The organism is Paraburkholderia sp. FW306-2-2C-D06C (genome assembly GCF_058781505.1).
In genome coordinates this window covers 59,502-72,379 of record NZ_JBYSWU010000011.1, presented here as the reverse complement: position 1 = coordinate 72,379, position 12,878 = coordinate 59,502, and the positions used below count along the sequence as shown (strand labels likewise).

Annotated in this window: 10 protein-coding genes; 3 read left to right on the top strand and 7 right to left on the bottom strand. The window is 63.7% G+C overall.

Translation table 11 applies throughout. From position 1 onward, the window contains the following. Positions 1-122: 122 nt before the first annotated feature. The 3 genes from gshA to AC3WLT_RS10860 form a co-directional block, all read right to left on the bottom strand. Complete coding sequence (gene gshA / locus AC3WLT_RS10870; protein ID WP_492591883.1) at positions 123-1,412, bottom strand: glutamate--cysteine ligase; 1,290 nt, start codon at positions 1,410-1,412, stop codon at positions 123-125. Positions 1,413-1,643: 231 nt separating this feature from the next. Then, positions 1,644-3,161 carry an ammonium transporter gene (locus tag AC3WLT_RS10865; protein WP_492591882.1) on the bottom strand — a complete coding sequence of 506 codons (1,518 nt, stop codon included), beginning with the start codon at positions 3,159-3,161 and terminating at the stop codon, positions 1,644-1,646. 44 nt (positions 3,162-3,205) lie between these two features. Further along, positions 3,206-3,544 carry a P-II family nitrogen regulator gene (locus AC3WLT_RS10860; protein ID WP_006048089.1) on the bottom strand — a complete coding sequence of 113 codons (339 nt, stop codon included), beginning with the start codon at positions 3,542-3,544 and terminating at the stop codon, positions 3,206-3,208. Positions 3,545-3,941: 397 nt separating this feature from the next. On the opposite strand from AC3WLT_RS10860, the gene AC3WLT_RS10855 reads away from it, so the two are divergent. Then, positions 3,942-4,199 carry an accessory factor UbiK family protein gene (locus AC3WLT_RS10855; protein WP_154564624.1) on the top strand — a complete coding sequence of 86 codons (258 nt, stop codon included), beginning with the start codon at positions 3,942-3,944 and terminating at the stop codon, positions 4,197-4,199. Positions 4,200-4,318: 119 nt separating this feature from the next. Beyond that, on the top strand, positions 4,319-5,983 hold the full coding sequence (locus tag AC3WLT_RS10850; protein WP_492591881.1) for a YifB family Mg chelatase-like AAA ATPase: 1,665 nt from the start codon (positions 4,319-4,321) through the stop codon (positions 5,981-5,983). A gap of 331 nt (positions 5,984-6,314) precedes the next feature. On the opposite strand, the gene AC3WLT_RS10845 is transcribed toward AC3WLT_RS10850, so the two are convergent. Continuing rightward, positions 6,315-6,998, bottom strand: coding sequence for a hypothetical protein (locus AC3WLT_RS10845; protein ID WP_492591880.1), 684 nt, complete (start codon positions 6,996-6,998; stop codon positions 6,315-6,317). 180 nt (positions 6,999-7,178) lie between these two features. On the opposite strand from AC3WLT_RS10845, the gene AC3WLT_RS10840 reads away from it, so the two are divergent. Then, the gene (locus AC3WLT_RS10840; protein ID WP_492591879.1) at positions 7,179-7,709 is read left to right on the top strand and encodes a TlpA disulfide reductase family protein; all 531 of its coding nucleotides are present in this window, start codon (positions 7,179-7,181) and stop codon (positions 7,707-7,709) included. Between the two features lie 86 nt (positions 7,710-7,795). Here AC3WLT_RS10840 and AC3WLT_RS10835 read toward each other — a convergent pair whose 3' ends face one another. The 3 genes from AC3WLT_RS10835 to AC3WLT_RS10825 are packed head-to-tail and all read right to left on the bottom strand — an operon-like array spanning position 7,796 to position 12,514. After that, positions 7,796-9,148: a sigma-54-dependent transcriptional regulator gene (locus AC3WLT_RS10835; protein WP_492591878.1), complete on the bottom strand. Its 1,353-nt coding sequence runs from the start codon at positions 9,146-9,148 to the stop codon at positions 7,796-7,798. Between the two features lie 16 nt (positions 9,149-9,164). Next, complete coding sequence (locus AC3WLT_RS10830; protein WP_492591877.1) at positions 9,165-11,180, bottom strand: sensor histidine kinase; 2,016 nt, start codon at positions 11,178-11,180, stop codon at positions 9,165-9,167. A 53-nt stretch (positions 11,181-11,233) separates the two neighbouring features. Continuing rightward, complete coding sequence (locus AC3WLT_RS10825; RefSeq protein ID WP_492591876.1) at positions 11,234-12,514, bottom strand: dicarboxylate/amino acid:cation symporter; 1,281 nt, start codon at positions 12,512-12,514, stop codon at positions 11,234-11,236. Positions 12,515-12,878: the final 364 nt, after the last annotated feature.

The following is a 12,878-nucleotide window of genomic DNA, read 5'->3' as shown; positions in this document are numbered from 1 at the left end:
GTGCGCCCTGATGGGCTTGGCATTGATCGTAAATATAGACGGTGTGGACCGTGTCCACAGCGGCGGCGGCGGTGGCAGCAGTGACGGCGGCACCCAGCCCGCCGTCAATCCGCTTGCGGAATTCAGACCTGAATCGCTTCCGGATCGGTCTTTTCCAGTTCGACCGATGCAGCCAGCAACCCCAGCCGCGCCACCACGCCATACATGTAGAAGCGGTTCGGCGGCGCCGCGCCGGGCTTGGCGTGCGCATCGGGCAGCGCCGTATGCTCGAAGCCGAGCGGCACGAAGTGCATGCCGGGCGCGTTGAGATTCTGATCGCGCTCGCGGCTGCCGTGCACGCGATAAAAACCGCCCACCACGTAACGGTCGATCATATATACGACCGGCTCGGCGACTTCTTCGCCGATGCGCTCGAAGGTGTACACGCCTTCCTGCACGATCACGTCATGCACTTCGAGGCCGTCTTTGGTGACCGCCATCTTGGCGCGTTCGCGCTTGGTGAGCGCAGCCACTTCCGACGCGTCGTGCACGGTCATCACTCCCATACCGTAGGTGCCCGCATCGGATTTGATGACGACATACGGCTTCTCGGAGATGCCGTACTCGCGGTACTTCCTGGCGATCTTCTTGAGCACGCCGTCGATCGCGTCCGCCAGCGCTTCCTCACCGGTGCGTTCCTGGAAGTCGACGCCTTCGACGTGCGCGAAGTACGGATTGATCATCCACGGATCGATCTCGACCATCTTCGCGAACTTCTTCGCGACGTCGTCATAGCAGGAGAAGTGCGTCGACTTGCGGCGCACGGCCCAGCCCGCGTGCAGCGGCGGCAGCAGATACTGCTCGTGCAGATTTTCCAGCACGGGCGGAATGCCGCCCGACAGATCATTGTTCAGCAGAATCGAGCAAGGATCGAAGTTCTTCAGACCGAGGCGCCGTGGCGAGCGCTCGAGCGGTTCGAGCACGAGTTTCTGCCCGTCCGACAGCGCGATCGTGACCGGCCCGACGATGCTTTCGTCGAGCGTGCCGAAACGCACGTTCAGACCCGCCTGGCGCATGATCGCGGCCAAACGGGCGACATTCTCGAGATAAAAGGCGTTGCGCGTATGGCGCTCGGGAATCACCAGCAGATTCTTCGCGTCCGGGCAGATCTTTTCGATCGACGCCATCGCGGCCTGCACGGCGAGCGGCAGCACTTCCTGCGGCAGGTTGTTGAACGCGCCGGGGAACAGATTAGTGTCGACCGGCGCGAGCTTGAAACCCGCGTTACGCAGATCGACGGAACAATAGAACGGCGGCGTGTGCTCCTGCCATTCGAGCCGGAACCAGCGTTCGATGGCGGGCGTAGCGTCGAGGATCTTCCGCTCGAGGTCGAGCAGCGGGCCGTTTAACGCCGTAACTAGGTGCGGAACCATTGATCACTCGCAGACTGGAGAAAAAAGATTGTAGAGCAAATGCTTTGTCCATTTGGGGACGGTTTCTCCATTCGCAAGCGGATGCGAATGCATTCTCGCTATCGCCATGATAGGCAGGGAAATCTGCTGTTTACAAGATAGGCCGCAAGAAAAAAGCCCGCCATAAAGGCGGGCCAAAGTCGCTGCGCTTGATTCTGTGATCCGTCAAGCCCTGGAGCTTGTATTCGATCCTTATTCGACGTGTTCGCCGTGCAGCGTCACGTCCAGACCTTCGCGTTCCTGTTCTTCCGTCACGCGCAGACCCATCACCATGTCGATGATCTTCAGCAGGATGAAGCTCACCACGCCGCTGTAGATCAGCGTCGTCAACACGCCCTTCGCCTGCAGAACGATGCTGCCGTCCGCGCCGCCGATGTCCTTGACCGCGAACACGCCGGTCAGGAGCGCACCCACGATACCGCCGATGCAGTGCACGCCGAACGCGTCGAGCGAGTCGTCGTAACCGAGCTTGTGCTTGAGCCACGTTGCCGACCAGAAGCAGACCACGCCTGCCACGATGCCGATCACCAGCGCGCCGAGCGTACCGACGAAGCCCGAAGCCGGCGTAATCGCGACCAGACCTGCCACGGCACCCGACACGATACCGAGCACCGACGGCTTACCCTTGGCTGCCCATTCAGCGAACATCCACGCGAGCGCTGCCGCTGCGGTTGCCACTTGCGTTGCGAACATCGCGAAACCGGCACGGCCGTCAGCCGCCACTGCCGAACCCGCGTTGAAGCCGAACCAGCCCACCCACAGCATGGCGCCACCGATCAGCGTGAGCGTCAGGTTGTGCGGCGCCATCACTTCCTTGCCGAAGCCGACACGCTTGCCGAGCACCAGGCAGCAAACCAGACCCGCGACACCGGCGTTGATGTGCACCACCGTGCCGCCCGCGAAGTCGAGGATGCCCGCGCTAGCCAGCCAGCCGCTCGGTTCCCAGACCATGTGAGCGATCGGCGAGTAGACGATGATCGACCACAGCGTCATGAACACCAGCATCGCCGAGAACTTCATACGATCGGCAAACGCACCGGTGATCAGCGCCGGGGTGATGATCGCGAACGTCATCTGATAGACGAAGTAGACCGTTTCCGGGATCGTCGGGGCCAGGTGGCTGACTGTCAGCGTGGTTGCCTTGTCGCCATGGATGTAGTTCATCCCGGCCATGAAGACGCGCGAGAAGCCACCGATGAACGAGCCGCCCGGCGTGAACGCGATGCTGTAGCCCACCACGGTCCAGACGATCGTCACGAGGCAGGTGATCGCGAAGCTTTGCATCAGCGTCGCGAGCACGTTCTTCTTGCGGACCATGCCGCCGTAGAACAGCGCCAGACCCGGAATCGTCATGAACAGCACGAGTGCGGTGGAGGTCAGCATCCAGGCGGTGTCGCCCGAATTGATTTTCGACGAATCGACCGAGAACGGCGCGGTCGGGGCTGCCGGCGCGGCGGCAGCGGATGCGGCCGATGCATCAGGGGCGGCTGCGGCGCTGGCAGCCGGTGCGGCGGATGCTTCCGCGGCCGGCGCCGAAGCCGCGGCGGCAGCGGGTGCCGCCGAAGCTTCCGGCGCCGGCGCGCTCGCCGCTGTACCGGAAGCAGCTGCCGAGGCGGCTGCCGGAGCGGAAGCGTCGTCCGCGAGGGCGGCGCCGATACCGCCCGCGAGCAGCGAACCGGCCATCAGCAAGGACATCAATAATTTGCGCATCTTCGTTTTCCTCTTATCGCTATCTGTGTCGCTATCTTTTGATGTTACAGAGCGTCCGCGCCGGTCTCCCCGGTGCGAATCCGAATCACTTGCTCGATCGGCGTGACAAAAATCTTGCCGTCGCCGATCTTGCCGGTGCGTGCTGCACGTTCGAGCGCTTCGATCGCCTGGTCGACGATGTCGTCCGAGACAGCCGCCTCGATCTTCACCTTCGGCAGGAAATCGACCACGTATTCGGCGCCCCGATACAGCTCCGTGTGGCCCTTCTGACGGCCGAAGCCTTTGACCTCCGTCACTGTGATGCCCGAGACGCCGATGGCCGACAAGGCTTCGCGCGCCTCATCGAGCTTGAACGGCTTGATGATTGCGGTAATGAGTTTCATGAAATCCCTCGCTAAGTTGCGTAACCCGTTGCGTAACCTGTTTGCGTACCCGTAATCCGTTCGCGTGGTCTCGTTCCGCTGCCGGGTAAACAGCTTCCGGCAGTGCGCGCGGGGCAGTAACAGCAACTCGCATGCCAGTTGTGTCAGACTTCGCTCGCGGCACGCTGCAAAAGGGGCGCAAGCGGCCCTGGCCGGATGGCCAACGTTGGCGGGGCACGGTGGCGCAGCACATGGATCGTTGCTAGAGTGGTCGCAGGCTTCGAACGCACGGCCGCGCACCAAACGGGCTCATGCGGCGGCGGCAGGCAGCCGGTCATGCACCAATAGCGATCATTCGCTGCGACAAAGCACAGACGTAACGAAACATGCACACTTTTTGTGCGCCAAGGGGAACACCATGAAACAACCGAACGATGTCTTTAACGATTTCCAGGCCCGCATGAGCGAGCTGTTCAAGAACTCGCCGGCCAAGGATGTCGAACGCAACGTCAAAGCCATGCTGTCGCAGGGCTTTTCCAAGCTCGATCTGGTCACGCGTGAGGAATTCGACACGCAGACCCAGGTACTGGTGCGCACCCGCGCGCGCCTCGAGGAACTGGAGCGCCGCGTCGCCGAACTCGAGCAGAAGCTCCCGGTAACGACGCAAACGCCTTAAGGCGTCGCGCACAGCCTTGTAGCTGTATCGTGTGCTGCACATCACTGGCAAGCGAGCCGTGACGTCATCAGCGTTTTAGGGGATGTGCGCGCCATTGGCGCCGTCCGACGGGAGAAAACATGTCGCTTGCCGTGGTGCGCAGTCGCGCGCCGGCCTCTGGCCGCGCGCCTGAAGTAACCGTCGAAGTTCACCTCGCGAACGGATTACCCTCTTTTTCCATCGTCGGCCTTCCCGATCTGGAAGTGCGCGAAAGCCGCGAGCGCGTGCGCGCGGCGCTGCAGAACTGCGGCTTCGACTTCCCTGTCCGGCGTATCACAGTCAACCTCGCTCCGGCCGATTTGCCGAAGGAGTCCGGCCGCTTCGATCTGCCGATCGCTCTGGGCATTCTCGCGGCAAGCGGGCAGATTCCGGCGGAATCGTTGCTGCACCGTGAATTTGCCGGCGAGCTGTCCCTGACCGGCGCGCTGCGGCCTATGCGCGGCGCTTTTGCGATGGCCTGCGGGACGGCGCGCAGCGGGGCCTCTCACAGCAGCGCCTCTCATAGCAGCGTTTCTCACAGCAGCGTTTCTCACAGCGCCCCTCGCAGCGTGCCCAACGGGGCCTCCAGCGCCGCCTCTATGACTGCGAGCGAGCGGTCCGCGGCCGGGACGCCGGCACAGCCGACCGCGCAGCTTTATCTTCCGGCTGCCAGCGCCGCAGAAGCCGCGCTCGTGCCCGGCGTCGATGTCTACGGCGCCGCCGATCTGCCGTCGTTGTGCGCCCATCTGGCCGGAGCGGCCGACGCCCAACTCTATCCTGTCGCCGCGCCCGACCTGGCCGGGACCGCGCCCGCCGTGGTCCCGGACATGGCCGACGTGATCGGCCAGCGCGGCGCGCGCCGCGCACTCGAGGTCGCCGCCGCGGGCGGCCATCACGTGTTGATGGTGGGACCGCCCGGCGCGGGCAAGTCAATGCTCGCCGCGCGCCTGCCAAGCCTGCTCCCGCCGATGACCGACGATGAAGCGCTCAGCTCCGCCGCCTTGCTGTCCGCCAGCCGGGCTGGCTTCACGCCCTCCCAGTGGCGGCAACGGCCGTTTCGCGCGCCGCATCACTCGTCGAGCGCGGCGGCGCTGGTCGGCGGACACAATCCGCCGCAGCCCGGCGAAATCACGTTGGCGCATCTGGGCGTGCTGTTTCTCGACGAACTGCCCGAATTCGATCGGCACGTGCTGGAAACGCTGCGCGAACCGCTCGAAGAGGGCCGTATCACTATTTCGCGCGCGGCGTTGCAGGCGGATTTCCCAGCGGCCTGCCAGTTGATCGCCGCAATGAATCCCTGTCCATGCGGATGGCGCGGTGACCCCAACGGCCGTTGCCGCTGCACGCCGGAGATTGCGGCACGCTATCTGCGCAAGCTGTCGGGCCCGCTGCTCGACCGGATCGATATTCAGATCGAGATTCCCGCGCTGGCACCCGCTGAACTGTCCGCGCGCAAGGCAGTGACCGCGGAGCCGAGCGCGGCGATAGCGGAAAGGGTGAGCGCGGCTCGGGCGCGGCAACTGGCACGCCAGGGCAAAACCAATCGAGAACTGAGCGGGCGCGAAGTTGACGACGTGTGCCGGCCCGACGCAGCCGGTGAAGCCTTGCTGCGCGAAGCAGGCGAGCGCTTCGGCTGGTCAGCGCGTGCTTACTACAGGGTCCTGAAAGTGGCCCGGACCATCGCCGACCTCGCCGGGGCGGCTGCGCCAAGTGCCGCGCAGATCGGTGAAGCGATCCAATATCGGCGCGCTTTTGGCTCCGTATGAGGCGAAAAAAACGCTGTCAAGACTTGACTTATTCACACACGCGCGTTCCGCACAGATTTTGATACATCTGAAAGGTGCGCCTGAGCCAAAGCATAAAAGGCTTTGATTTTATTGATCTTTTTCGATTGCCCCACGCACGCGCAAACTAACAGAATGCCCACCGGACGGGCATCTGCGACAAACGGCAAAGAGTTTTCAACATAGTTATCCACAGCGCCTGTGGGTAACCGGAAAACCTCCATGTAAACCAGCAATTAGCGCGCGAAGCTGCGAAGGAACTTTCACTGTGCCCGGCCGGTAATTACCACCGGATGGGCCAAAACTCCCGCTGTCAATAAAGCTGGAACGACAAAAAAAACTGGTCGACCTGTTCCTGCGGCAGCGGCTTCGCAGCGATGATCGCAGCCTGATAGACGTGCCGGCCGCGCGCCACCAGACGCGCGTAGACGGTGCGCGCTTCGTGTTGCGAACCGGCCTCGCCGCTTAGCTTCATTTCCAGACCTGGCACCTGACCGCCTGCGGCGAGCGGGATCTGCACGGCGTGCGCATCGGGCGCGGCGCCCACGTTGCGGGCGAGGCCGGCGCGCAGGAATTCGAGCGCGGCCCGCTGGATCTGCGGATCGTCGTTCGGCAGCATCACCGTGCCGACCGCGAACACGGCATCGCCGGCCTCGGCCGTCTGCATCGCCATCTGCATCGGCTGGCCGGCGATCTGCACCGGGCGCTGATCGTTGCCAGGCTTGGCCGGCAAGTCGACGGTGTAGCCGTTGTCGTTGTTCATGACGGTGCGCCAGTCGAAGGTCGGCGAGCACGCTGTCAGCGCGCCGCCCAGCGCCAGCGCGCAGACCGCCGTGCCGAGCGCGGCGCGCGCGCGCCGCAAGCGCGAAGCGGGAGCGACTGGACGGCGACCCACCAGAGACTGGCGAGAGAAGCGGCTATCGGAAGGGCGAAGCGGGCTGCAAACCGGGCTGCAAAGCGGAAAGCGGGCGAGAAAACGAAAAGCAGTTCGGAGCATGGGAACAGACGATCGGACTGACGAGAACGGAAAACTCCATTATCCGCTCCCGGTCCGCGTCCTGCCGCACAGCCGGGTCGAGGCTATTGGCGCTACAATAGCGCCGATAAGCATTTCGGGCCCAAAACCCAAGCCGACGCACTGTCCCGCGCGTTCCGCGCGACTCTCGAGGTTCCGTTCATGAGCTCCACCCCGTCCACCGCCGCCCGGCGCGCGAGTCCGCTTCGTTACATCATCATGGCAGTCGTCGCCGCGGTGGTGGCCATTGCCGGCTATTTCGCCTTTGCCGGCCAGCAGCGCGTGCCCGATGCGACCTTCACCTTGTTGTCCGGCCAGAAAGTCTCGACCGCCGATCTGAAGGGCAAGGTCTATCTCGTCAATTTCTGGGCGACCAGCTGCGACACCTGCATGAAGGAAATGCCGCAGATGATCCAGACCTATAACCGCTTCAAAGGCCAAGGGCTCGAATTCGTCGCGGTTGCGATGAACTACGACGCGCCGATGTACGTGACGAATTACACGCAAACGCGCCAGTTGCCGTTCAAGGTTGCCATGGACGACGGTTCGGCTGCCAAGCAGTTCGGCAACGTCCAACTGACGCCAACCACCTTCGTGGTCGACAAGAACGGCAAGATTCTCAAGCGTTATGTGGGCGAGCCGCAATTCGCGGAACTCGACCAACTGCTGCAAAAAGCGCTGAACGCAGCCTGACCTCGTAGCGTTTCCCGAGCCAGACTGATCCATATCGATCCAGACGCCGCCGGCGCGCATCGCCTCGCCGCCGGCGCTTCAGATTCTCACCGCTCCCCTTCCCCTTTGGCCGCCAGGCCATATCGCTTGATCTTCTCGTAAAGCGTCGCTTTCCCAAGCTGCAGCTTGTCTGCCGCGACCGCGACCACGCCGCCGGTCTGTTCCAGCGCTTCCGCGATCACCGCCCGTTCGAACTGCTCGACCCGCTCCTTGAGCGGCTGGGTCGCCGCATCGTCATCGGCGAACGACATCACGGGATCGTCGGCGACGCCGAGCACGAAGCGGTCGGCGGCATTGCGCAACTCGCGCACATTGCCCGGCCAGTCGCGCTGCATCAGACTCGCGCGTTGCCGGTCGGTGAGAATCGGCGCGGGGCGTTGGTAACGCACCGCTGCATCCAGCAGGAAGTGCTCGAACAGCGGCACGATGTCCTCACGCCGCTCGCCTAATGGCGGCAGCGCGATCGTCACCACGTTCAGCCGATACAGCAGGTCGCGCCGGAACGAGCCGTCCGCGACATGCTCGGCCATATCGCCCTTCGCGGCGGCGACCACGCGGCAATTCACGCGAATCGGCTGATTCGAGCCGAGCCGCTCCAGCACGCCGTCCTGCAAGACACGCAGCAGCTTGACCTGCAACGCGAGCGGCATGCTCTCGATTTCGTCGAGGAACAAGGTGCCGCCCGACGCGTGTTCGAGCTTGCCGATCCGCCGTTTTGCCGCGCCCGTGAATGCGCCCGGTTCATAGCCGAACATCTCCGACTCGAACATCGGTTCCGGCAGCGCGCCGCAATTGACTGCGATAAACGGCTTGTCACGCCGCGGCGACAGTTCGTGCAAGCTGCGCGCGATCAGTTCCTTGCCCGCGCCGGTGTCGCCGTTGATCAGCACCGACGCATCGGTGGGCGCGACATTCGCAATCAGCCGCCGCACCTGCTCGATCGCCGGACTGCGGCCGATGATGCGCGGCGCCACCGAGTTCTGTCCGGCCAGTTCGCGGCGCAGCGCGAGGTTCTCCAGCACCAGCGTGCGGCGCTCCAACGCGCGCCGTACGGTCTCGATCAAACGCTCGGAGGCGAACGGCTTCTCGATGAAGTCATATGCGCCGTCGCGCATGGCCTGCACGGCCATCGAAATGTCGCCGTGGCCCGTGACCAGAATCACCGGCACGTCGGGCGCGCGCTCGTGGCACTGCGCGAGCAGATCGAGACCGCTCGCGCCCGGCAGGCGGATATCGCTGACGATCACACCGGAGAAATCCGCGCTGATCATTTTGGCCGCCGCTTCCGCCGACGCATGACCGACCACGTCGAAGCCCGCCAGTTGCAGGCTCTGCACGCTGGCGCGGCGCACCAGTTCGTCGTCTTCGATATACAGCACTTGCAAGCCGTGATTCAACATGTTGTTCTCGTCTGATTCAGGAACCCGTCGTAAGCGGGTCCGATGTTTGGCTCGTTTGCACGCGCACGCGGCGCAGCGTCAACACGAATAGTGCCCCCCCGCCGTCCGGCGCATTGCGCGCGACCAGCGTGCCGCCGCAATCGCGCGCAATCGACGACGAAATCGCAAGGCCGAGCCCCAGCCCCTGGCCCATTTCCTTCGTAGTGAAGAACGGCTCGAAAAGACGCGGCAGCACGTCGTCGGGAATGCCGTGACCGTTGTCGCGCACGGCGAACGACAAGGTCGCATCGGCGACTTCGATCTCGATGGAGATACGCGGCGGCGTCATGCCCGCCGTCGCGTCGAGCGCGTTGCCAAGCAGATTGATCAGCACCTGTTCGAGCCGCAGATCGTCGCAATTCGCGATCAGCTGCGGATGATCGTCGGCGAGATTCAAGAGCGTGCGCGTGCCGCTGCCGGTATCGAGCAGCGCGAACTCGACTTCGACACCCTGCAAACGCTTTTGCAGCAGCGCGATCACGTTGCGCAACGCCCGCACGATCGGCGCGCGCGCATTGCGGGGCCGCGCCCGGCCCACGAACAGCTTCAACTGATTGGTGATCTTGCCCATGCGCTCGGTGAGCGCCGCGATCGCTTCGAGGTTTTCGCGCGCCGACGCCTGATCGCCGCGTTCGAGCAGTACACGCGTGTTGTCGGAGAAACCGCGCAACGCCGCGAGCGGCTGATTCAATTCGTGCGTGATGCCGGCCGCCATCTGACCGAGCGCGGCGAGCTTGCTCGCCTGTATCAGTTCGTCGTGCGCGGCGCGCAGTTCCTGTTCGGCGCGGGTGCGTTCGGCCACTTCCTTGTGCAATTGCTCGTTCGCCTGCGACAGGTCCGCGGTGCGCTCCGCAACCCGCCGGTTCAGTTCCGCATAGGCCTTTTGCAGCAGCGCGCGGCTGCGCATCACCTCGCGCACGCGGGCGCGCCGCATTCTCCAGTAGAACGCGAGCAACACCAGCGAGACATAACCAAAACCGGTGACGATGGTCGCGTTGCGCGCGTCGGCGTCGACCGGATCGACCGGCGACATCGTGACCAGATGCCAGTCCGGCTCGCCCATGCCGCGCCGCGACGCGAGATAGCGCGGCGCATAGCGGCCGCCGCCGATGCGCACGATCTGCGCATTGCCTTCGAGCGTGCGCTCGATCGTCACCGGCAGCGGCGCAATCGGCTGCTGCGCGTATTGACGCGCCTGGTAAATCGAATCGGCGACCCGGCCCGACAGCGGCCGTATCGTGTGATATTTCCACGCCGGCACCGACGACAGAAAGATCACGCCGTGGTCATCGGTGACGACGAGCGGCTCGGACGCATCCGCGCCCTGGAACCACTCGAGATCGAGCTTGACCACCGCCGCCCCGACAATCCTGCCGTCACGCCGCACCGGCTGCGAAATGTAGTAGCCCGGCGCCTGCGAAATCGTGCCGATGCCGAAGAAGCGGCCCACGCCGCCCTTGATCGCATCGAGAAAATACGGCCGGAACTGATAGCCCGCGCCGATGAAGCTGCCCGGCCCGTCCCAGTTGCTCGCGGCGACGCAATAGCCGTCGAGAGGAATGATGTACGTGACTGTCGCCCGCGCGTGGCGGTTGAGGTCTTCGAGATAGAGATTCGCGCGCTCGACGTTGGCTGGACTGGGGTTGACCAGCACGTCCTGCACGATCGGATGCTCAGCGAGCAGATAAGGCAGCGACTCGTAACGCTCGAGTGTGCTTTTCAGCGCGCTGGCGGTGCGGTCGACACGCACCGCGGCGTTGTGCCGCAAACTGTCGATCCCGCGCTGCCAGGCGATGCTGTAGGTGAGCCCGCACGCCGCCACGAGCCCGGCGACGAGCGCGAAGAGGATCAGCAGGCGGCGCGTCACGTTGGCAATTCCCGATCGGTGGTGATCGGTTATTGTGGCATAAGGCGAGCGGGCATAAGGTGACGCGCCGTCGGCGGAAGGTTCAGCCGACGGCAAACTCTGCCGGCGCGCGGCCGCCCGTTTCATACGTTGGCGTCCGCGGTCGTAGTCGTGGTCGTCGTGGTCGTCGTGGTCGCGGCTTAGACGCCAGCCGGCTCTTTGACCGGCACGTCGCCACGCAGCGCAGCGTTCAGCTTCGAGCGGTCCAGTTCCTTTTCCCATGCCGACACCACCACCGTCGCCACGCCGTTGCCGACGATATTGGTCAGCGCGCGGCATTCGCTCATGAAGCGGTCGATGCCGAGAATCAGCACCATGCCTGACAGCGGAATGGTCGGCACTACGGCAAGCGTCGCAGCCAGCGTGATGAAGCCTGCGCCGGTCACGCCGCTCGCCCCCTTCGAGGTCAGCATCGTCACAGCCAGCAGCGTGAGTTGCTGCGTCCACGTGAGGTCGGTGTTGGTGGCCTGGGCGATGAACAGCACGGCCATCGTCATGTAGATGTTGGTGCCGTCGAGGTTGAACGAGTAACCGGTCGGCACCACGAGGCCCACCACCGAGCGCGAGCAGCCGAGCTTTTCGAGCTTCAGCATCAATTGCGGCAGCGCCGCTTCCGACGAGCTCGTGCCGAGCACGATCAGCATTTCTTCCTTGATGTACCCGACGAAGCGCAGGATGTTGAAGCCCACCGCCCGCGCGATGATGCCGAGTACGACCACCACGAACACGATCGAGGTCAGATAGAACGTGCCGATCAGCTTGAGCATCGGCAGCAGCGAGCCGATGCCGTACTTGCCGATCGTGAACGCCATCGCGCCGAACGCGCCGATCGGCGCCAGCTTCGTGATGATGCGCACGATGCCGAACAGCACGTGCGAGATGCCGTCGATGAAGTTCGTCACGACCTTGCCCTTCTCACCCGCCGTTGCCAGTACCGCGCCGAACAGCAGCGCGACCAGCAGGATCTGCAGGATTTCGCCTTGCGCGAAAGCCGACGAGATCGTGTCCGGAATGATGTGCATCAGGAAGTCGACCGTGTTCTGGCCGTGCGCCTTGGCGGCGTACGAAGCGACCGCCTTGCTGTCGAGCGTGGCCGGATCGATGTTGAAGCCGACACCCGGCTTCAGCACGTGCGTGGCGATCAGGCCGAGCACCAGCGCGAAGGTCGAGACGATTTCGAAGTAAAGCAGCGCCTTGCCGCCGACCCGACCGACCTTCTTCATGTCTTCCATGCCGGCGATGCCCGTCACCACCGTACAGAAGATGATCGGCCCGATCACCATCTTGATCAGCTTGATGAAGCCGTCGCCGAGCGGCTTCATGTCGACGGCGAGGTTCGGGTAGTAGTGGCCGAGCGCGATACCGATGATGATCGCCACGATCACCTGGACGTATAGCACTTTGTAGATTGGTTTCTTCACGATGTTTCCTGCGATGTGGATGAGCCCATGGCCTGCCACGCTGCGCATCATGCGAACGAATGATCGTCACGCCTGTGCACGGCATTAGGCCGCGACAAGACGACGAATTCAGAAATACCGGGAAGGGAAATCAGACATCGTTGTCTCCTTGCTTTAGTTGTCGGACCGTTGCGGCCGCGCGATCTATTTCGCAAGGTCGATGCCAGCTTGAAGCGCGATATAAATCATTGATTTATATAGGTTTTTTTGTGCACTCTCACGCGCGCCGTCCGGGATTCCGGAAATCCGGACGAGGGCTGTCAGGGAATCCAGAATGCATCGAGGCGGCGACCTCGGGAAAACCCCGAGAACTTTTCAGCAGCGC